The sequence below is a fragment of the Fructobacillus fructosus KCTC 3544 genome, assembly GCF_001438695.1.
GTDB classification, from domain to species: domain Bacteria; phylum Bacillota; class Bacilli; order Lactobacillales; family Lactobacillaceae; genus Fructobacillus; species Fructobacillus fructosus.
In genome coordinates this window covers 34,182-56,069 of record NZ_JQBH01000003.1, presented here as the reverse complement: position 1 = coordinate 56,069, position 21,888 = coordinate 34,182, and the positions used below count along the sequence as shown (strand labels likewise).

19 protein-coding genes and 1 CRISPR repeat array are annotated in these 21,888 nt (G+C 42.8%); of the genes, 15 read left to right on the top strand and 4 right to left on the bottom strand.

Going from position 1 to position 21,888, the window contains the following annotated elements; translation table 11 throughout:
- Positions 1-14: 14 nt before the first annotated feature.
- The 8 genes from IV71_RS02105 (at position 15) to IV71_RS02075 (ending at position 12,406) form a co-directional block, all read left to right on the top strand.
- Complete coding sequence (locus IV71_RS02105; protein WP_010017472.1) at positions 15-1,379, top strand: zinc ribbon domain-containing protein; 1,365 nt, start codon at positions 15-17, stop codon at positions 1,377-1,379.
- 288 nt (positions 1,380-1,667) lie between these two features.
- Complete coding sequence (locus IV71_RS08420) at positions 1,668-1,796, top strand: hypothetical protein (RefSeq protein WP_010017469.1); 129 nt, start codon at positions 1,668-1,670, stop codon at positions 1,794-1,796.
- A gap of 415 nt (positions 1,797-2,211) precedes the next feature.
- Positions 2,212-3,669, top strand: a complete 1,458-nt coding sequence (locus IV71_RS02100) for an ABC transporter permease (RefSeq protein WP_010017468.1) — start codon at positions 2,212-2,214, stop codon at positions 3,667-3,669.
- 108 nt (positions 3,670-3,777) lie between these two features.
- Positions 3,778-7,749: a type II CRISPR RNA-guided endonuclease Cas9 gene (gene cas9 / locus IV71_RS02095; protein ID WP_010017466.1), complete on the top strand. Its 3,972-nt coding sequence runs from the start codon at positions 3,778-3,780 to the stop codon at positions 7,747-7,749.
- A 239-nt stretch (positions 7,750-7,988) separates the two neighbouring features.
- Complete coding sequence (cas1, locus tag IV71_RS02090) at positions 7,989-8,864, top strand: type II CRISPR-associated endonuclease Cas1 (protein WP_010017465.1); 876 nt, start codon at positions 7,989-7,991, stop codon at positions 8,862-8,864.
- An 11-nt stretch (positions 8,865-8,875) separates the two neighbouring features.
- A complete protein-coding gene (gene cas2, locus IV71_RS02085; protein ID WP_029489945.1) occupies positions 8,876-9,181 on the top strand; it encodes a CRISPR-associated endonuclease Cas2 in 306 nt (101 codons plus the stop codon).
- The gene (csn2, locus tag IV71_RS02080; RefSeq protein ID WP_010017463.1) at positions 9,178-9,852 is read left to right on the top strand and encodes a type II-A CRISPR-associated protein Csn2; all 675 of its coding nucleotides are present in this window, start codon (positions 9,178-9,180) and stop codon (positions 9,850-9,852) included. The genes cas2 and csn2 overlap by 4 nt, the downstream gene beginning before the upstream one ends.
- A gap of 28 nt (positions 9,853-9,880) precedes the next feature.
- A CRISPR array of direct repeats spans positions 9,881-10,444; the repeat unit is 36 nt; unit sequence GCTTTAGATGTATGTCGGATTAATGGGGTTTCTTCC.
- 234 nt (positions 10,445-10,678) lie between these two features.
- Positions 10,679-12,406: a DUF2075 domain-containing protein gene (locus IV71_RS02075; protein WP_010690476.1), complete on the top strand. Its 1,728-nt coding sequence runs from the start codon at positions 10,679-10,681 to the stop codon at positions 12,404-12,406.
- Positions 12,407-12,555: 149 nt separating this feature from the next.
- Here the strand turns inward: IV71_RS02075 and IV71_RS02070 are convergent, their stop codons facing one another.
- A complete protein-coding gene (locus tag IV71_RS02070; RefSeq protein WP_010690474.1) occupies positions 12,556-13,119 on the bottom strand; it encodes an aromatic acid exporter family protein in 564 nt (187 codons plus the stop codon).
- Between the two features lie 90 nt (positions 13,120-13,209).
- On the opposite strand from IV71_RS02070, the gene IV71_RS02065 reads away from it, so the two are divergent.
- From IV71_RS02065 to IV71_RS02045, 5 genes are all read left to right on the top strand, one after another.
- Positions 13,210-13,953, top strand: a complete 744-nt coding sequence (locus IV71_RS02065; protein WP_010690473.1) for a nitroreductase family protein — start codon at positions 13,210-13,212, stop codon at positions 13,951-13,953.
- A gap of 129 nt (positions 13,954-14,082) precedes the next feature.
- Positions 14,083-14,367, top strand: a complete 285-nt coding sequence (locus tag IV71_RS02060; RefSeq protein WP_010690472.1) for a co-chaperone GroES — start codon at positions 14,083-14,085, stop codon at positions 14,365-14,367.
- A gap of 68 nt (positions 14,368-14,435) precedes the next feature.
- Complete coding sequence (gene groL, locus IV71_RS02055) at positions 14,436-16,070, top strand: chaperonin GroEL (protein ID WP_010690471.1); 1,635 nt, start codon at positions 14,436-14,438, stop codon at positions 16,068-16,070.
- 147 nt (positions 16,071-16,217) lie between these two features.
- Positions 16,218-16,661: a DUF3290 domain-containing protein gene (locus tag IV71_RS02050; RefSeq protein WP_010690470.1), complete on the top strand. Its 444-nt coding sequence runs from the start codon at positions 16,218-16,220 to the stop codon at positions 16,659-16,661.
- Positions 16,661-17,308, top strand: a complete 648-nt coding sequence (locus IV71_RS02045; RefSeq protein ID WP_010690469.1) for a DUF421 domain-containing protein — start codon at positions 16,661-16,663, stop codon at positions 17,306-17,308. The genes IV71_RS02050 and IV71_RS02045 overlap by 1 nt, the downstream gene beginning before the upstream one ends.
- 66 nt (positions 17,309-17,374) lie before the next feature.
- Here IV71_RS02045 and rpiA read toward each other — a convergent pair whose 3' ends face one another.
- Both rpiA and IV71_RS02035 read right to left on the bottom strand, forming a co-directional pair.
- Positions 17,375-18,073, bottom strand: a complete 699-nt coding sequence (rpiA, locus tag IV71_RS02040; protein WP_010690468.1) for a ribose-5-phosphate isomerase RpiA — start codon at positions 18,071-18,073, stop codon at positions 17,375-17,377.
- Between the two features lie 13 nt (positions 18,074-18,086).
- Positions 18,087-19,022 carry a ribokinase gene (locus IV71_RS02035; protein ID WP_010690466.1) on the bottom strand — a complete coding sequence of 312 codons (936 nt, stop codon included), beginning with the start codon at positions 19,020-19,022 and terminating at the stop codon, positions 18,087-18,089.
- Between the two features lie 257 nt (positions 19,023-19,279).
- On the opposite strand from IV71_RS02035, the gene IV71_RS02030 reads away from it, so the two are divergent.
- Positions 19,280-20,503, top strand: a complete 1,224-nt coding sequence (locus tag IV71_RS02030) for a NupC/NupG family nucleoside CNT transporter (RefSeq protein WP_010690465.1) — start codon at positions 19,280-19,282, stop codon at positions 20,501-20,503.
- Between the two features lie 53 nt (positions 20,504-20,556).
- Here the strand turns inward: IV71_RS02030 and cbpA are convergent, their stop codons facing one another.
- Entirely contained in the window at positions 20,557-21,207 is a 651-nt protein-coding gene (gene cbpA, locus IV71_RS02025; RefSeq protein ID WP_010690464.1) for a cyclic di-AMP binding protein CbpA, read from the bottom strand.
- Between the two features lie 113 nt (positions 21,208-21,320).
- On the opposite strand from cbpA, the gene pth reads away from it, so the two are divergent.
- Positions 21,321-21,887, top strand: coding sequence for an aminoacyl-tRNA hydrolase (gene pth, locus IV71_RS02020; protein WP_010690463.1), 567 nt, complete (start codon positions 21,321-21,323; stop codon positions 21,885-21,887).
- The last annotated feature ends 1 nt before the right edge of the window (position 21,888 follow it).

Sequence of the window (21,888 nt, the reverse complement as noted above, 5' to 3'; positions counted from 1 at the left end):
AAGGGAGTCAATTCATGACACAGCAAGAATGGCGTGACGCCTTTAAGAAAGAAAACGGTCGCGAACCTTCCCTTGATGAATTCAAGGCTGCCAAGGCCAACGGCTTTGCAATGAAGCAGCAAGCAGCAGAACCATCCGAAAAGGAAATTCTGCAGGCTTGGGTTGCCGACTTTGAAAAGAAATACGGTCGCAAGCCATCCATCGACGAAGTGAAGCAGCGCCAGTACATCGCACCGACAGCAGCTGTTGAAACGCCGACAGAGGATGATGAGGACACCACGGTTGCCCCACACCGTCAAAGTCAAACGAACAAGAAGAAGCGTGGCTGGAAGTTGCCAACGTTGATTGTCATCGTTGTGGCCTTGGTCGCTGGTTACTTGTACGGACAAAACTACTATTCATACGATTCATCAATGGATCGGGCCATTAAGGTTTTGGATAGTCGTAGCGCCGATAAGTACAGTCAAAACCTGACTTGGTCTGACACGGATAAGAAGTTGACTAAGTCTGAAGTGACCCCTTTGGTGAAGTACATCAAGACGGGTGCCACTAAGAGCGATATCGAACGAATGTTGAAGTCTTCTGCTTACAACGTTCAGGTTAAGAAGACGGGTAATCGTTTCCTTGTCTTCCCAAAGTACCAAATCGTGGTCACGCCAATTAACTTGAAGGTTTACACGAACCATTCAGGTCTGAAGGTGACGGCCAACGATGAGACCATCATCAAGGACTCAGACGATGATGAAGCGGCAATTGTGAAGCACCAAGCACCTGGTTACTACGAATTTGAGGCCAAGGGCGATGTCGATGGCGACACCTATAAGGGAACGGATACGGAAGTGGTTGCCAACAAGAGCAACGCCGAAATTAACCTGTACGCTTACAGGACGAGTTCGTCATCATCTTCTTCAAGTTCCAAGTCCAAGTTGACCAAGTCAGACGCGGATGCACTGTTGACCAACATGTCTTCCTTGCTCTCTAAAGTCGGGGCCAAGGACAGCAGTTCATACAGTAGCGATGTGACGGCTTCCGACGTCTTCGTCGACGGTAGCAGCAACAAGGCCTACACCGACTTTACGGAAATGATTAGCAACAACAAGACCAAGTCAAAGCGAACGGCCGAATCCATCAACTTTGGCCCAATTGACGTCCAAGACGTCAAGTCAACGGGTAAGAAGACCGCCGATGTGACGTTCAAGATTAAGGAAGACTTTAACTACTCTTCTGACACTGATCCTGACAAGCATACGTCCGGTACGTTGACGCAGACCTTCCTCTTGAAGGCCCACGTCAAGTACGACAAGGACGAATCAAAGTGGTTGGTTGATAGTATCGATTCTGACCAAAAGAAGCTGTCTGACTCAGACAACGTCAAGTAATTGAATTTTTAAAGGGAACGCCTACATGGGCGTTCTTTTTTATATTGGTATCGAGTTGGCTTCGACCAGCGACTTTATTTACGAACAACTTAAATGCGCAGCCGGGCAGGGTAAGGAAATCAGAAGCGGGAGGAATACACGACCTTTTTGCTTTGCGGATATGTTGGCATAACTGGTTCAAGTTGTACAAATTCCTCGCTATTTTTTGTGGAATTCGTTTTAATAAATTGAAAGGGCTTCCCAGGCAAGTTCTAATTCACACTAAAGAAGAATTGGAGGCGTTAATTCATGAACCAATCTCAGAATAATAAGGTACAATTTGAAGAAATTATTCAACGCTATCATCATGATTTTTCAGATTTTGATGAATTTGCTTCAGAAGAGGAAAAGTTAATCGTCATGAGTTATATTACGTAGGAGGCGAATCGCGCGCAAAGACGATTGGTGGGATTAGAATAGTCATTTAAATGCGTCAATCCTTGACCAGCAACTTTATTAATGAATAATGCAATTAATCAACCGGGCTAGAAAAAAGGAACAGAATTCTGAGATTCTGTTCCTTTTTTGTTGAAGACAATAAATGAAAAAACACCAAATTTTTTCGTTAATACGACACTAATAAAATTATTTATTGAAAAAACGGCATTATTTCAATAAACAGACGATGTGTCTGCCTAATTATCGAAAAATCAACAAGATTTTAATAAAAAAGTTGATGCCGATTTGTAAATTACAGATTAAAATGAGGATTCTCTTCCCTTTTTCTTCAATTCGCAAGACTCATCACAATAGTGATAAAATAAAGTGATTTTGTGTTTTTGGAGGGAATGTGATGGACGAGAATCAAAACAAGCTAATTAATCAGGTGAAGGAGGAGATGCAGTACGTTGATGCCTATCAAAAGGCTGTGAAGCAACGCAGAAAACTGTCAAAAGAAAATGCAATGCTTGAACGTCAGGCCGACCAACTGTCGCTTGATAAGGAGATTTTAAAAGGGCAAATCAATGATGTTGTGGCTAAGATTGACAGTGGCCAATTCGGCAACATCAGCAAGAAGCAAATTGCCTTGGACACAACGGGCTACACGGCAACGGTTGACGAATCAGAATCTAAAAAAGTCGGTCGCCGACTTTTGCTGTGGATGATTCTTCTAGAGGTTGTCCTGCTGGTCATTTCGAGTGTTTCAGGAATTACTTCAGGTAACTTCGTAACCAATACGACGGCTGAAGGACTGAAAAACACGTCAATGATGCCGCAATTGTTGACAATCTTACCAGTGTACATTGCGCTGTTTGATGTTTGGTACTTAAAGAAGCATCATAAGTTGTTTGATAACGTGAATAAATACCTAACGATCAAACCTGTTGTGAACTACACCCGTGTTGCTTTGCTAATCTATTCCTTTATCTTTGTTTCCATGCTGATGTCGACGGTGTCATCTGGTTCTCACCTGACGATGCTGCAAGTTGCCTTTTCATGGGGTGCCTTTTTCGCCCATTTTACACTGGGAGTCTTCTTGATTAAAAAGGCTAACAATCAGTTAGCCAATCGCTTCAAGCGAGAGGCAGCAGCGGTTGAGGAAGCAAACCGTCAAAAATATGAATTGCAGGTTCAACAAGCCGATGCAGACTATAATGATAAAGTCCAACAGGCGAAAGCTGTGTTGACGGGGTTGAAAAACAACTTGCTGTCGAATTCAAACGATGTGGACAATTCCATTTTGGATGTGACCGGTCAAATTGACCAAATCGAAAGTCAGAATCTACCAGCCGTTGATCGCCGGATTGCTGAAATTAAGCAAAACCTACCCCGCGTCATTCCAATGGCCGATCAGTACCGGTTTGAATTGCCATACTACCAACTAATGTTGGAAGCATTGCAAAGCATGCAAGCAACGGAATGGGGCCACGCTAACGAACTAGCTACTGATCGTTTCCAAAACGCGAAGAACCATGACGAATTAATGAACCAACTCAAGGATAACCAGCAAAAGACGCTGGACGCAATGAATGATCTAGCTCGCCAAAATGCCGAGCAGAACAACAATATTGCCAAACTCCTATTCCAACTGGACACTTCTGTTCAAAGTGGCTTCGCCAACGTGCAAGGTACCATCCAAAAGAGTTCTGAAGCCATCACCGCATCTAACAAAAAGATGGCTGACATCCAAGAACGCACCAACCAAAGTATCCAAGACGCCAACAACCGTCTACAAAACATCGACCGCAACATGACCATGGTCGGTAATCATTTCGAACGGGTGGATCGAAATAAGGGGTATTATAGATAAATGGTGAAAGCACAGGGAACTGTGCTTTTTTTGATGGGGTGAATCGCGCTGTAATATATCACTATAAACTTTGCTATAATGTACACATATTACTTTAAGGAGAGTGAAATGGTTTACGACGTAGGATTAGATATTGGAACAGGTTCAGTTGGTTGGGTTGCCTTAGATGAAAATGGAAAATTGGCACGCGCTAAAGGTAAAAATTTAGTCGGTGTCCGTTTATTTGATACGGCCCAAACCGCAGCCGACCGGCGTGGATTTCGAACGACACGACGTAGGCTTTCAAGAAGAAAGTGGCGGTTACGTTTGTTAGACGAGTTATTCTCAGCGGAAATTAACGAGATTGATTCATCATTTTTCCAACGCTTGAAGTACTCTTATGTCCATCCTAAGGATGAAGAAAATAAAGCACATTATTATGGTGGATACCTTTTCCCAACGGAAGAAGAGACAAAAAAATTTCATCGTTCTTATCCAACAATTTATCATTTACGACAAGAGTTGATGGCTCAACCAAATAAGAGATTTGATATTCGCGAAATCTATTTGGCAATTCATCATCTTGTAAAATATCGTGGTCATTTTTTAAGTTCCCAAGAAAAAATTACGATTGGGTCAACATATAATCCCGAGGATCTTGCCAATGCAATTGAGGTCTATGCTGATGAGAAAGGTTTGTCTTGGGAATTAAATAATCCAGAACAACTAACTGAGATTATTTCTGGAGAAGCTGGTTATGGCCTAAACAAGAGTATGAAAGCTGATGAGGCACTCAAGCTCTTCGAATTTGATAATAATCAAGACAAAGTTGCCATTAAAACTTTATTAGCTGGATTAACCGGAAATCAAATCGATTTTGCCAAATTATTTGGTAAAGATATTTCTGATAAAGACGAGGCTAAGTTATGGAAACTTAAGCTAGATGATGAAGCTTTAGAAGAAAAAAGTCAGACGATCTTGTCTCAATTGACTGATGAAGAAATTGAGCTCTTCCATGCTGTAGTGCAAGCATACGACGGTTTTGTATTAATTGGTTTATTGAATGGGGCAGACTCTGTTTCTGCTGCAATGGTTCAACTTTACGACCAACATAGAGAAGACCGTAAATTGTTAAAGTCCTTAGCACAAAAAGCAGGATTAAAGCATAAACGTTTTTCAGAGATCTATGAGCAATTGGCCCTAGCAACGGATGAAGCAACAATTAAAAATGGAATTTCTACTGCTCGTGAGTTGGTTGAGGAATCAAATCTTTCCAAAGAAGTGAAAGAAGATACACTTCGTCGCTTAGATGAAAATGAATTCCTTCCAAAGCAACGTACAAAGGCAAATTCAGTAATTCCTCACCAGCTTCATCTCGCAGAATTACAAAAGATTCTTCAAAACCAAGGACAATACTATCCATTCTTACTGGATACTTTTGAAAAGGAAGATGGTCAAGACAATAAGATTGAAGAATTACTTCGTTTCAGGATTCCGTATTACGTTGGTCCATTGGTGACGAAAAAGGATGTAGAGCATGCAGGCGGGGATGCTGACAATCACTGGGTAGAGCGAAATGAAGGCTTTGAGAAGAGTCGAGTGACGCCATGGAACTTTGATAAAGTCTTTAACCGTGACAAGGCAGCGCGTGACTTTATTGAACGATTAACTGGTAATGATACCTATTTGATTGGTGAGAAGACATTACCGCAAAATTCGTTACGTTATCAATTATTCACTGTTTTAAATGAATTAAACAATGTTCGTGTGAACGGTAAAAAGTTTGATTCTAAAACAAAAGCAGATTTAATTAATGATTTGTTTAAGGCGCGAAAGACCGTTTCGCTTTCAGCTTTGAAAGATTATCTTAAGGCACAAGGTAAGGGTGATGTGACAATTACTGGTCTTGCTGATGAAAGTAAGTTCAATAGTTCATTGTCTTCGTATAACGATTTGAAAAAAACTTTTGATGCTGAGTATTTAGAAAATGAAGATAATCAGGAAACACTTGAAAAGATTATCGAAATTCAAACGGTTTTTGAAGATAGTAAAATTGCTAGTCGGGAATTGTCAAAATTACCCCTAGATGATGATCAAGTAAAGAAGTTGTCTCAAACGCACTATACAGGTTGGGGACGTCTTTCTGAAAAATTATTGGATAGCAAAATTATTGATGAACGCGGACAAAAAGTTTCAATTTTAGACAAGTTAAAGAGTACAAGTCAGAACTTCATGTCCATCATTAATAACGACAAATACGGTGTGCAGGCTTGGATAACTGAACAAAACACTGGTTCATCAAAGTTAACCTTCGATGAAAAGGTTAATGAATTGACAACCTCTCCAGCAAATAAACGTGGTATTAAGCAGTCTTTTGCTGTTTTGAATGATATTAAGAAGGCAATGAAAGAAGAACCGCGACGTGTTTATTTGGAGTTTGCTCGAGAAGATCAAACTTCGGTTCGTTCGGTTCCTCGTTATAACCAATTAAAAGAAAAATATCAATCAAAGTCACTTTCTGAAGAAGCTAAGGTATTGAAAAAGACACTTGATGGCAACAAGAATAAAATGTCAGATGATCGTTATTTCCTGTATTTCCAGCAACAAGGAAAGGATATGTATACAGGAAGGCCAATTAATTTTGAACGCTTGTCACAAGATTATGATATCGATCACATCATTCCGCAAGCCTTTACAAAGGATGATTCACTTGATAACCGTGTCTTAGTTTCACGTCCAGAGAATGCTCGTAAGTCTGACTCTTTCGCTTATACGGATGAAGTACAAAAACAAGATGGTTCGTTGTGGACAAGTCTTTTGAAATCCGGATTTATAAACCGTAAAAAATATGAACGCTTAACAAAAGCGGGGAAATATTTAGACGGACAAAAAACCGGATTTATTGCACGACAACTGGTTGAAACACGTCAGATTATTAAGAACGTTGCTTCACTGATTGAAGGTGAATATGAGAATAGTAAAGCTGTAGCAATTCGTTCAGAAATAACTGCTGATATGCGACTCTTGGTGGGAATCAAGAAACATCGCGAAATTAATTCTTTCCACCACGCCTTTGATGCTTTGCTGATTACTGCCGCAGGACAGTACATGCAGAATCGCTATCCAGACCGTGACAGTACAAACGTTTACAATGAATTTGATCGTTATACAAATGATTACCTAAAGAATTTGCGACAACTTTCTTCAAGGGATGAGGTACGCCGACTAAAGTCCTTCGGATTTGTTGTTGGAACCATGCGTAAGGGGAATGAAGACTGGTCAGAAGAAAATACTAGTTATCTTCGCAAGGTGATGATGTTTAAGAACATCTTGACAACTAAGAAAACTGAAAAAGATCGAGGTCCTTTGAATAAAGAAACTATCTTTAGTCCAAAGTCTGGTAAAAAGTTGATTCCTCTTAACTCAAAACGTAGTGATACAGCTTTGTATGGTGGTTATAGTAACGTATACTCAGCTTACATGACGTTAGTAAGAGCTAATGGCAAAAATTTACTTATTAAAATTCCTATCTCTATCGCAAATCAAATTGAAGTAGGAAACTTGAAAATTAATGACTATATAGTAAATAACCCTGCAATTAAAAAATTTGAAAAAATATTGATTTCAAAACTCCCATTGGGGCAACTTGTTAATGAAGATGGAAATTTGATTTATCTTGCATCTAACGAATATCGTCATAATGCTAAACAGTTGTGGTTATCCACTACTGATGCGGATAAAATTGCTAGTATTTCTGAAAATTCAAGTGATGAAGAATTATTGGAAGCGTATGATATATTAACTAGTGAAAATGTTAAGAATCGTTTTCCGTTTTTCAAGAAGGATATTGATAAATTAAGTCAAGTTAGAGACGAATTTTTGGATAGTGATAAAAGAATTGCGGTCATTCAAACTATTTTGAGAGGATTACAGATAGACGCTGCCTATCAAGCACCTGTAAAAATAATTAGTAAAAAGGTTTCTGATTGGCATAAGTTACAACAATCTGGAGGAATAAAACTATCAGATAATAGTGAAATGATCTATCAATCAGCTACAGGGATTTTCGAAACACGGGTTAAGATTTCAGATTTATTGTAAGTAAAAAACGGTTGGTAGTTTTCTGCCAACCGTTTTCTTATATTTAAGCAATAAAAAAGGCCATAAGGCCAACTTTTTAAAAGTTCATGAAGCTTGGGCTGAAGCCCTTGCGTTACTTTAACCCTGTATGTCAGATTAATGGGTTCTTCCTAGCAAGAATAGTTAGCTAAACAATTCTTGCTTGTATGGTAGCTAACCATGAATAAATTATAGCATATAAAATAGAGGAGTGCACAATTATGGCGTGGAGAACAGTTTTTGTTAACGAACATGCAAAAATCAACTACAAAATGAATGATATAAACATCCAGACAAAGGAAGGAGGGACAAGAATTCCAATAGATGATATCCGGGTTCTAATTTTAGGTAATACTCGTACTGTGATTACTTCTTATGCAGTTAATGAACTTCAGAAAAAGAATGTCAAAATAATCAATTGTGATGAAAAAGGAATGCCGGTAGGCGAGTTTTTAAGCTACTGTGATAACACTAAACAAAATATAAATATCTGGAAACAATTTGATTGGGCAGAGAATCGAAAGAATCTATTGTGGCAAAAGATCGTTCAAACAAAAATTTTCAACCAGCATCAAGCTCTCGGCGAAAAAGTAATAGCTAATTATGGGAAATTGAAAGAAATTGGGTTGGAGGTTAAGGAAGCAGATGAGGATAATCGAGAAGGTCAGGCAGCAAGATTATATTTTCCAAGGATTTTTGATAAGGATTTTGTTCGTTCAAATGATTCTTTGAAAGCAAACGCACACTTGAATTATGGTTATTCCATTTTATTATCCGCTGTTTCTCGAGAAATCGTAGCTGCAGGATTTTTAACGCAAATTGGAGTTCATCATCAGTCGCAAACGAATCCTTTCAATTTGGCATCGGATTTAATGGAGCCTTTTCGGCCGTATGTTGATCGAATTGTGAAGTGGCAACGTGATAGTCCGCTAACATTAGAGCATAAGTTAAATTTAGTAAGTGTTTTGAATGAAGAAATTACTATGAATTCAAAACGATATGAATTGGCACAAGCAGTGCAAAAACATGTACAGGAGTGCTTAAAGTATCTTTGCTCTGACGATAGTGAATTGCCAGAAATGGACTTTGAATTATGAGGTATCGAATTATGAGACTTATCGTGATGTTTGATCTTCCTGTGGAAACATCGCTTGAAAGAAAAGCTTATCGACAGTTTCGCAAAGCTTTATTGAGTGAAGGATTTTTAATGATACAAGAAAGTATTTATGTACGTGTGGCTACAAATGGAAAAGCAATTGAGTTATTGGAAAATCGCATTGCTCGTTTTGCTCCTACAAATGGTGTGATTCAGACGCTTCAGGTGACAGAAAAGCAATATGCGAGCATGCATTTTTTAACTGGTGAACTGAAAACAGATGTTAAAAATCGTGATGATAAGGTGATTGTTATATGAAAAATGAACAAATTTCAATCGAAACGGTCGGTGTTTTAAAAATGAATTCAGGGCTTAATTTAATTACAGTAGCAAATTCTGAGTTGTACTTACGATTAATTGCGAAATTGAGTAATGACATTGAAGACGACATTATTTATAGCTATGATAATAAAATAAAGCCATTGTGCAAAAGTGGCTTGTTAATTGGTGATCCCGTGAGTGGTCGTGATATAAGAGGTTTTTATTCTAAATTTGTTCCTAAAATATTAGCACAAAGCATTTCTGAAGAAGGAATACATGAACTTTTTCAACTTAATCAGAAGATACAAAGCGTAATTGCTTCAGAAATAATTGATAACAATTTACCATTTGAAATATCACAAGGATGGGAATTAGAAAGGTTACTCCATTCTCAAAATATTGTAGTTGAAAAAGGGAATAACAGTACAATTTTTGGTAAAATAGAAGAAGTTATACATGTGATGGGGATGTTAGACGAGAGTCGCTATCTCTTCTTAACGAATGCATCACTCTATTGTAAATTGTCAGATTTAAATCAACTCCATGAATGCCTTTTAGCTGAAGGTGTTAATCTTATATCTATTGATCTTAGTTTGGAGAAACCTAACTTTTCTGATGAACACTATTGCCATTTTCATATTGATCAAGATTTTGTTCTATATTCTTAATTTTAGAACAAAAATCATTGGTCTATCGGCTTTAGATGTATGTCGGATTAATGGGGTTTCTTCCGTACGGTTTCCTGTAAACGGTGAGTTCGAAGCTTTAGATGTATGTCGGATTAATGGGGTTTCTTCCATTTGGTGATGGTAAACTTTCCAAGGAAGTGCTTTAGATGTATGTCGGATTAATGGGGTTTCTTCCAATTTTAAAAGACTCTGTTAGAAAGTTGAAGCTTTAGATGTATGTCGGATTAATGGGGTTTCTTCCCAACAATATTGCCATTGACATCGTGCCAGGGCTTTAGATGTATGTCGGATTAATGGGGTTTCTTCCACAAACGAAAGCGTATTAAACGGTTTCATTGCTTTAGATGTATGTCGGATTAATGGGGTTTCTTCCTATTCCAACCGTTATTACGGCTGGCTATGTGCTTTAGATGTATGTCGGATTAATGGGGTTTCTTCCGCTAAATAAAGCGGTATTTTTTTGAAAGTAGCTTTAGATGTATGTCGGATTAATGGGGTTTCTTCCTGATTGATAAGTCGGGTGAAACGTCTGGCAGCTTTAGATGTATGTCGGATTAATGGGGTTTCCTCCAAAACATACGGATATGTTTTCCATGATGCTTTATATTAAAGAAGTGTGTTATTACCCATAATCACTTCGTAAGGTAAATAAGTTGTTAGGCGTAATTGATGACTGTGTGTTGTCTAGTAGTAAAAATTAATAGTAGTTTATTAGATAAATGATAATCAGTGTGTTCTTTTCACCAGATCTTCCAAAGGTTATAATACAAATAGTTTAAGTAATGTATTGAATCTGGAGAAGAGAATGGTTTCTGAATCAGCAATAGTTAGAAGTACGAAGTATGGGAGAAATATTTTTCCGGATCTAGAAGAATCAGCTGAAATCCACTCTTTGATCTTTAAATATCCAACAGTTTATATTGTGAATGATAAGGAGGGCCAGGGTCGAGGACTCTTCGATGTATATGTTGGTGAAACGAATGATATAAAGAATCGTACTAATCAGCATCTTCAAGACACAAGAGATGACTGGAAAAAATTCGGAGAATCTGGAACAGCTGAATTAATTGTGATGGGCCATCCTCATTTTAATAAGTCCTTGACGCTCGATATTGAAAATAAAATGCGGCTATATATGACTGGAGTGGAGTCTGTTAACCATTTAAATAATCGCAGAGGGAATCCTCAAGGTGATTATTACACTAGTAATGAGGTTGATACTGTCTTTGATGAATTGTGGATTGAACTTCATAATCTTAACAAAAAGCTATTTCCAAATCGGGCGGAAGTAGAACAATCAGCAATGTTTAAATCATCTCCGTTTCACAGATTGACTGAAGAGCAGATTGAAAATAAAAATTATTTGATGCTCAACATCCGTAAGGCGATGAAAGAATCACTTTCTCAGCAGTTAATGATTGTGGAAGGTGCTGCTGGAACTGGCAAAACCGTTCTTTTAAGTTCTCTTTTCTTTGATTTTCTTGCTGAAAATATAGGTGAAGATGGTCGTCTTAAAAAGCGTGTTGCACTGCTTGTAAACCATGATGAGCAAGTGAAAGTTTATAGGAGTATTGGCGCGAAGTTGGGAATTAAAGACATTAATGATGTGGTCATGAAGCCCAATCCTTTCATTAACAGATATCATGATAAGATGGATGAATTTGATGCTGTCATCGTTGATGAAGGCCACTTGCTTGCTAATCGTAACGGACAAGCGTTTAAAAAAGCCTATGGGAAAACACACTTAGAGGCAATCCGAAAAATTGCTAGAGTAACGGTGCTTGTTTATGATCCATATCAAGTTTTGAAGACGGAGCAACGCTTACCTCAAAAACAGCTAGATGAACTGCGTCAAGAGGTTAAAGAAGCAGGTCATTTACTCACACTTCACCATCAAATGCGCATTAATGCTCAACAACAAACGATTGATTGGTTAGATGATTTGATTCATAAGCATCAAGTTAATCCAATTCCAAAAGATTCAAAATATGATTTGAAGGTTTTTGATAGTGCCACAGCATTGGATAGTGCCATAAGATTAAAAGCTAAACAAGAAGATTCAGAACTTTCTCGTGTTCTTGCGACTTATGATTGGGAATGGAAACCGGATGGTAGAGAATATAAAGTGACGGATGGTAATTTTTCAAAGCCTTGGAATTACTATCTTACAAATCAAAATGAACATGTATCTTGGGCAGAAAATCCTAAGTCAATTGACGAAGTCGGTTCTACATTCACAATTCAAGGTTTTGATTTGAATTACGCCGGTGTGATTATTGGTGAGAGTGTTCAGTATCGTGGTGGAAAAATTGTCTTTAACCCAAAGAATTCTTTTTCCAAAAAAGCAACGAATAAAATGGGGGAGAGTTCTGGCGCTACCCCAGAGGAACGCTTGTCTGCTAGAATTAAAAATTTGAATAATGAATTAAATGTTTTACTTTCTCGTGGCGTGAATGGGTTATACATTTATGCTGTTGATCCAGAATTGCAAGCCGTCTTAATGAAGGCATATGCTAATAAAAATATGGATTAACCGGACCAAAACTCAAAAGATATACTTTTTTGTATTACTCAGTATTTCAGTTGGTACACATTTTGGATGGAGTCGCGCTGTCAGGTGTGGCTTTTTTGTTGTGCTTTTATCAATGGAATGACCAAAAAAGCGTCCGGAAGGACGCTTTTTTACTTCTTGTCATTCTTATGTTCAATTTTCTCAATGACTTTTTTGGCGTTGTGTTCGACTTTTTCAACGCCTTTTTCGACCTTTTTGATTTCGTCGGGCATGGCGAAGCGGTTGATGGCGATGGCGAAGAGGACACCGACGAAGACGTCGAGGACACGGAGGAAGACGTAGTCGATGGTGGCGTCTAGGGGAATGGTGAGGGCGATCATCAGGAAGGCGGCCATGCCGCCGACGATGCCGACGCTTTGGTCGAGTTTGTTGTGGATGATGATGCCGAGCATGACGAGGACGGGGATGAGCACGATGGAGATCCAGTCGGCGTTGTGGGTGTATTCGCGGAATAGGTAGTAGATGATGGCCAGGCCACCACCGACGGCGTTCGAGATGAGTCGGACTTTGGCGAAGGTCATGGTGTTGTCCCAAGTGTCGCGCAGGGCGAAGACGGCGGCGAGGGCCGGCACGAAGGCGGGGCGGTCGATGAAGTGGTAAACGATCATGACAAGCATGACGGCGAGGCCGGTTTTGAAGGTCCGGAGACCAATATGTACTTTAAAGAAATTCATGAATCTTCCTAGAAATATTTTTTTGAAAAGTGTAAGATGGCCCGTAGAGCCACACAAGTATTATAGTATACACCAAATTTGGAGGTTTTTATGGCAGATAATGAAGTCTTAAAACAATTACAAGGTCACCAATCAATCCGTGCTTTTCAGGATAAGCCGGTCTCGGATGAGACGATGGATACCATCCTCTCGGCGGCCTTTGCTGGACCAAACATGCAGAATTACCAACCGGTTACCTTCATTGAAATTACGGACCAGGATTTGAAGCAGAAGATTACCGACACGGTCCACATGGGCTACATTGCGTCGGCACCCCGTTTCTACGTGGCCTGCGTTGACTGGAACCGTGATTTGATTGGTCAGTCGGCTGAAGACCGGGCCGTGATTGAAGACCGGATTCAACACTACCAATTCCTAGAAGGGGGTATTGTGTCGACGGCGATTACCCTGGGCCGTGCCCAGGTGGCGGCCGAGTCCCTTGGTTTGGGAACGGTCACGATGGCCGGGGTCATGGGTGCCTTTGAATTATACGAGCAAGAGCTAGATTTGCCAAAGTACGTCAAGCCAATCATGGGATTCTCCGTTGGTTACCCTGACCAGAACCCTGGCGTTAAGCCAAAGCTGCCATTGTCTGGTTCCGTTATGAAGGGGCGCTATGACGAGGCTAAGGTCGAAGCAGCCGTTCGGGATTACGACAAGACCATGGCCGACTACTATGCCGAGCGTGACATGGACACTAACTGGACGAAGCACAACGCCAAGCTCTTTAAGATGATTCCCGCCGACCCACGCCTGTCCCAGTACCCAATGGACAAGGGTTTGAATTTGAAATAACCGTTTTTGACAAAAGACTGCCTTAGGTGGTCTTTTTTCTTTTCAAAAAGCCCTCACTGGGTTATACTAAAGGTGTAATTAGCAGTCGTATTAAACGAGTGCTAAAAAGGATAAACGGAGGTTCGTGATATGTTGAAACCATTAAGTGATCGATTAATCGTTTCGGTTGAAGAAGCCGGTGAACAGCAAGTGGGCGGCATCGTCATTGCCCAGGCCGCACAGGAAAAGCCCGTGACCGGTAAGGTCGTGGCAGCTGGTCCTGGTCGCGTGACGGACGCAGGTCAAACCATCGCCATGACAGTCAAGGCTGGCGATACGGTGCTCTTTGATAAGTTTGCCGGTCAGGCCATCGAGGTCGACGGACAGAACCTACTGGCTTTGCACGAAAAAGACGTCATTGGCGTTTTGGCCTAAGTTAGTGCTAAGCATCGGATGGTTTCCGAGTGACTTTTTCATTTGATTAAGTAAAAGGAGTAATTCACATGGCAAAAGAGTTGAAGTTTTCAGAAGACGCACGGGCCAAGATGAAGGTCGGCGTTGATAAATTAGCAAACACCGTCAAGACAACGATTGGACCCAAGGGACGCAACGTGGTCTTGGAGGAATCATACGGTTCCCCAACGATTACCAATGATGGGGTGACGATTGCCAAGGCCATCGAGTTGGAAGACCACTTTGAAAACATGGGGGCCAAGTTGGTTGCCGAGGTGGCGTCAAAGACCAATGACATCGCCGGTGATGGAACGACCACGGCCACGGTTTTGGCCCAGGCCATTGTTGGCGAAGGCTTGAAGAACGTGACGGCCGGCGCCAACCCAGTTGGCATCCGGACTGGAATCGAAAAGGCCACGGCAGCCGCTGTGAAGAAGCTGCACGAGATGTCCCACACGGTGTCAACCAAGGATGAGATTGCCCAAATCGCCTCAATTTCAGCTGCGAACGAAGAAGTCGGTCAGCTGATTGCGGACGCAATGGACAAAGTCGGCAACGACGGTGTCATTACCATTGAAGAATCAAAGGGAATCGAAACGACGTTGAAGGTCGTTGAGGGAATGTCCTTTGACCGCGGTTACATGTCTCAGTACATGGTAACCGACAACGAGAAGATGGAAGCCAATTTGGACAACCCTTACATCCTGATTACGGATAAGAAGATTGGTAACATTCAAGATATTTTGCCAGTTTTGCAGTCCGTAGTGGAACAGGGACGTTCGATGGTGATCATTGCTGATGACATCACGGGTGAAGCCCTACCAACCCTTGTTTTGAACAAGATGCGAGGTACCTTCAACGTGGTCGCCGTCAAGGCCCCTGGCTTTGGTGACCGTCGCAAGGCCATGTTGGAAGACATCGCCGTCTTGACTGGTGGTACGGTGATTACCGACGACCTCGGTTTGAACTTGAAGGATGTGACCGTTGACCAGCTTGGTTCGGCAAACAAAGTCAACATCTCCAAGGACAACACGACGATTGTTGAAGGGGCCGGTGATAAAGCCGCTGTTGCGAACCGTGTTGAAACGATTAAGAAGCAAATCGAAGAAACGACGTCTTCCTTTGATAAGGAGAAGTTGCAAGAACGTTTGGCTAAGATGGCCGGTGGTGTTGCTGTCATTAACGTTGGTGCGGCCACTGAGACCGAGTTGAAGGAACGTAAGTACCGCATCGAGGACGCCTTGAACGCCACCCGTGCGGCCGTTGAAGAAGGGTTCGTCGCTGGTGGTGGAACGGCTTTGGTTAACGCCATTGACGCTGCCGCATCCGTTGTAGCTGAGGGCGACGTGGCGATCGGTGTGAAGACGGTCGTGGCTGCTTTGGAAGCGCCCGTTCGTCAAATCGCTGAAAACGCTGGTTTGGAAGGTTCCGTCATCGTCAACAAGTTGAAGGAACAACCAGAGGGAACGGGTTATGATGCCAAGGCCGACCGCTGGGTCGACATGGTCCAGGCCGGTATCGTGGATCCAACCAAGGTGACCCGTTCAGCTTTGCAAAACGCCGCCTCTGTCGCCGCCTTGTTGTTGACGACCGAAGCGGTTGTTGCCGAAGCACCGAAGGATGCTGACGCAAGTGCTGCAGCCGCTGCCATGGCTGGTCAAGCTGGCATGCCCGGCATGATGTAAGCAAGTTAAAAAAGAAGTGGTACAAGCCACTTCTTTTTTTGTGAAATAAAGGCAAGAAAATGGAGGACCTACCGGTCGCTTTCTAATTTAGTAATTGCTGGTTGCTAGTTCAGCTTTGTGCTACACTATTACCTATTGGAGGGTCTCATGACATTTTATTCTCTGGACTATTTGCTGAGTCAAAATAATTTTACGAACAAACTTTATATTGGCCTATTGGTTGTCGCCTTCTTGGCGGTAGGCATTGGGCTGATTGCCTCTTTCCGGAATCGGCTAAACATGCGCTACCGGGATTTGACAATCATCGCCTTTTTGGCCTTTCTCTTTCTCGCAGGACTAACGTATACCAATTTGGAGAACACGCAAACGAAAAGCTTGCAGCAGAACCAAATGGCGGCTTTTGCCAAGTCCTATGCTAAAGATCAGGACGTGAAGAAGTCCGAACTGTCCTTTAACTCCACGACCATGCAGGACGGCATGATCGCCAAAGAGGGGAACAAGTTCTATCAAATTACCCTGTCCAAGGACCAACAGTCCTACAGCCGGACGGAAGTTTACTTGATTAACACCAAAGCGGAGGTGGTTCAGTAATGTCAGTTTACATGCCCATATTTCTAAAGTTGGGGATTGGTCTGATTGTCATCATCATTCAGATTAATATCTTTGGTAAGGGTAACCTGGCCCCAACCAACGCGCTAGACCAAGTTCAGAACTACGTGCTTGGTGGTATTATTGGTGGAACGATTTACACGGCCTCGATTACCGTCTTCGAATTCATGATGGTCATGATTATCTGGACCCTGCTTGTCATGGTGCTCAAGTTCGCTAAGCAGCATAACCACTATGCCAAAGTCTTGCTCGATGGTAAGCCAACGGTGCTGATTAAGAACGGGAAGATTGACGTTCAGGCAGTGATTTTGGCTGGGCAGTCTGCCTCGGATTTGATGTTTAAATTGCGTGAGCAGGAAGTTTACGACGTTTCCAAAGTCAAGCGCGCTGTGTTGGAACAAAATGGTCAATTGACGGTTATCGAATATGGTGATGAATCACCAAAGTACCCAATCATTTACGATGGCCAAGCCAACGATGATGTGTTGGTCGCCATTGATCAAGATGAGGATTGGCTTCTTGACCAAGTGAAGCAGCAGGGCTATAACAGTTTTTCTGACATCTTTGTTGGGGAGTACCTGTCTGGTAAAATCAGCCTGACCCCTTATAACGATCAAAAAAAGAAGTAAACAAAAGCCTTCTCGATGGAGAAGGCTTTTTCTGTGCAAAAAGAGTTGGTTTTGGGCAGGTTTTCCTCAAGGTTGTTTTAACTCGACCGATCGGACCATGGTTTGGATGGGATCGGTGCCAATGATGACGCGGTCGCAAATGTCCAAAAAGAAACCATGTTCGACCACACCGGTCATGGCCTTGATGTCGTCCGCTAACCGGTACGGATTGTTGACGTTAGAAACGTCTAAATCAATGATGTGATGACCAGCATCGGTGACCAGTCGGTCCCAGATATTGGTCATTCGGAAAGAAGGGGCTAAGCCCATGTCCTGGAATCGATTGAACACTTGCTCCGCACCGAAAGGAATCACTTCCACCGGGAGACGGAACTGGCCGAGCTGCTCGGATAACTTGGACTCATCAATAATCCAGATGTTTCGGTCGGAGCGAACGGCAAGCACTTTTTCATAGAGTAGGGCAGCACCACCACCCTTAATGCCATTTAGTGACCAATCGCATTCGTCTGCGCCATCAATCGTCACGTCAATATTGTCTACTTCGTCAATATCCTTAACGGTGATACCAAGCGAGCGAGCCATGTCAGCAGAACGGGTTGAACTCGCGACGGTGGTGAGTTGCCAATGACGTTCCACCATGGCTTGCTTTAACGATTGAATGAAGAAACTGGCTGTTGAGCCCGTGCCTAAACCGACCGTCATGCCGTCTTGAACCTCATCAAGAGCGGCTAAAGCGGCACGCTGTTTTTGGGCGTTTTGATCCATTGGAATGCCTCCTTTAGCTCATGGTCATGGGTGCCAACTTGCGAGCGATTTCTTCTTGATAGGAGATGGACGGAATGGCACCGGGTTTGGAAACTGCAATGGCTGCCGCGGCAGCGGCCTTTTGAAGCGTGCGTTCAATATTGGTAAAGTCCGGTTCGATGGTGGTTGCAATGGTACCGATAAAGGTATCACCGGCTGCAGTGGTGTCTTCGACTGCGACGTGGAAATTTTTGACCGGACCGATGTGTCGACCGATGGAAAAGAAAGCTCCAGCCTCACCCAGGGTGATGATTAGGTTTTGGATTCCAAGTTGTTCATGGTAAAGTGGCAAGCGTTCTTTCAAGGTTTGATAATCGGTGCTCGCCGGTAAATTAAGTAGGGCTGCTGCCTCCGTCTCATTGGGGATGAGCAAGTCCGTGTGACTGAGAATGTCCGCTTCGATGCGGCGAGTCACCGGAGCGGGGTTCAGAATGGTCATGGCTCCGGTTGCCTTGGCAATGGCAAAACCATGGGCGATAACGGTTCTTGGTACTTCAAGTTGGGCGAGCACGATGTCGGCGTTTTCGATGAGTAAACGGGCCTGTTCAACATCATCAACCGTTAGATCAGCGTTGGCGCCACCGTGAACAAGAATGGTGTTGTGACCGTCTTCTTCAAGCATGATGTATGCCGTACCGGTGCTGCCATCCTTCGTCTGGATGAACTGACTATTGATGCCTTCGTGTTCTAATAATTGGATGAAACGTTGTCCTTCGGAATCGGCACCGACGGCTCCGATGAAGGAAACAATGGCACCTTGACGAGCGGCGGCCACCGCTTGGTTGGCTCCTTTACCACCAAAGTTGCTGGATTTGTTTAGGATGCTGAGGGTTTCACCTTCCTTTGGCAGGCGGACAATCCGTTGCAAGACATCCACGTTCAAACTACCAATCACCACAATGTTTTTCATTGTTAGCTCCTCCTGGTTTTTCTTTTATTTTAGGTAAGAAAGGCGGGCGAAGGCAGACATTTGGCAAAAGTGGTTGAATTTGTGCCCTAATTAACAAATGTTTGAAGATTAGCTGGTCAAAGCCCTTTCCATTTGATTGACTATTGGTGAAATAACTTGGAATCTTTGTCGCAATCGATTAAGGATAAGCGGATGGAGAGAAGGTTTCTAGGTTGTTCATTGCTGCTTGTTAGTTGAATAAAAAAGGTGGAGAAAACATGCTAGTTACAGTGAACATCTTGAGTATTGTTGTTTTTGTTGGCATCGCTTATGCTTTGTCAAATAATCGCCGACAGATTCATTGGCGATCCGTTTTGATTGTATTGGGCTTGGAATTTATCTTAGCTTGGTTTTTCACGAATTTCCGAGCGGGACGCTTGGCCGTTATGGCGGCGGCTGACGGTTTTTCCTGGCTAGTTAAGGCGGCTTGGAAGGGAATTGCTTTTGCCTTTCCGGAATGGTTAACGTCCAATCACGGGGGACCGAATTTTGTTACCGCGGCTTTATTGCCGATGCTTCTGGTAGTTCCTCTCTTTGATATTTTGTCTTACTGCCATTTTCTGCCTTGGGTCATCAAATGGGTAGGGAAGGGTCTGTCTAAAATTACACGGCAACCAAAGTTTGAGGCCTTCTTTTCAATCGAAATGATGTTTTTGGGAAACACCGAAGTATTGGCTGTGTCGAAGACCCAGTTGAACCAAATGTCGGCCCGGCGAAACATGACACTGGCTTTGATGTCGATGTCTTGTGTATCGGCGTCCATCATCGGTTCCTATACCCAGATGATTCCGGGACAGTACGTTTTGACGGCCATCCCCCTCAATATTTTAGGTGCCATTGCGGTCGCAGCTATCTTGAATCCAACGACGGTTTCAAAGAAGGACGATGTGATTGTTCAAGTACAGGGCAAATCCGGTCGTCGAGAGCCCTTCTTTTCCTTCTTAGGTGGGTCCATTTTGTCGGCTGGAAAACTAGTCCTCATCATTACGGGAACGGTCATTGCCTTCGTTTCACTCGGTGAATTGGTTAATCAGTTGCTCGGGTTGACTGGCCTTTCCTGGTTAACTTTGGAGAATATTTTCGGCGTTGTGCTCTTTCCCTTTGCTTGGTTATTGGGCTTCTCAGTGGGGGATGCCTTTCAATTGGCCCAGTATATGGGAACGAAGCTGGTGACCAATGAATTCGTTGTGATGGGCCAGGTTTCAAAGGCCATGCTGCATTCAAGGGGTCTCTTTGCTAACCAACATGCCCGTATTGTTTTATCCGTTTTTCTAACATCCTTTGCCAATCTCGGGACCGTAGGTATGATTGTTGCCTGCTTCAAGGGTTTGGTAAGTGCGGAAAAAAGCGAATACGTGGCCGCTCGTGTACCACAAATGTTGTTAGCAGGAGTTCTGGTTTCGTTCTTATCGGCAGCCATGGCGGGACTCTTTGTCTGGTGACCAATGGCATGAACGGGAATCAAAAAAGTCGCCATGAAGGCGACTTTTTTAGTTTACATAAATTGGGAAAGGTCCTCTTGGGCAACGACGGAAAAACGTTTCCGCTCGAGTTTCGTAATAATCTTACGAAGGACCGGGGAATCGGCCGTTAACGGCAAGGTGAACAGGACGGCTAGTGGCCCTGAATTCTGGACTTGCAGGGACAAGACGGATTCAATGTTGGTGTAGCGGGTAATGATGCGGGCCATTCGTTGGAGGTCGCCACGACGTTGGCGATCCTTGACGGCGATGGCCACGCCACCCTTAGCCAGTGACCAGGACTTGGAAAGCAGGTCCATCAAGGCGGAGTGGGTCAGAATGCCGACAAAGTGGTGACCGTCATCGACCACTGCGATGTAGGGGAGGTCCCGAATCGCGAAAAACAATTCATAGAAATCGGCCGTCGTTGAAATGAACTTGGTCGAGTTTCGCATAATCGTGGTGGCCTTTTGGTTTAGGTCCCCCTTGTTGGCGACAAATTCATAAACGTGTTGCCGATAAATGTTTCCGCGGAAAAGGTGACCAGTGGCATCCAAGATTGGAATTGTTCGGAGGTGAGCCCCTTCTTTGGAATTTTCGAAGATATCGTAAACCTCACCAATCGTGGTGTCTTCGGTAACGGTTAGCAAATCTTGCTTTTTAATAATCATTGATTGTGGAAACATGAGAAACCTCTTTTAAAATGGCGTTCTTTCCTATATCCTAGCATACTTTTGCCAAAAATCACCGCCTTTACATGTTAAGATTAGAGTACAAGACATTTTGGAGGGGAAAATCCATGAAATTCATCTTTGGTTTAGGAAATATCGGGGCCAAATACGACCAAACAAGACACAACATTGGCTTTATGGCTTTGGATCATTTTGCTGCTAGTCAGGGTGTTGATTTTACCCCAACCAAGCTTTTTGCAACGGCTGCCAAGCTACAAGTTGACGGTGAAACGGTTTGGTTAGTAAAACCGACGACTTATATGAACGATTCGGGGCAAGCAGTCCGGGCCTTTTTAGACTTTTACGGTGGAAATGGTGATGATATTTTGATTCTCCACGATGACCTGGATTCCGACTTTGGTAAATTGCGTTTCCGGGCTAAGGGTTCTGCCGGTGGGCACAATGGCTTGAAGTCCATTATGGCGCACACGGGAACACAGAACTTCTTACGGCTAAAATTTGGGATTTCACACCCTGATCACACGCATCAAGCGGTGATTAATTACGTACTGGGGAAGTTTTCGAAGGAAGACTTGGCCTATTGGGACCAGGTGTTTGAAAAGACAGATCAGGCCCTATTGGACTGGATAAAGGGAGCAGACGCAGCGGCTTTGAGTAACCGCTACAACGGATAGG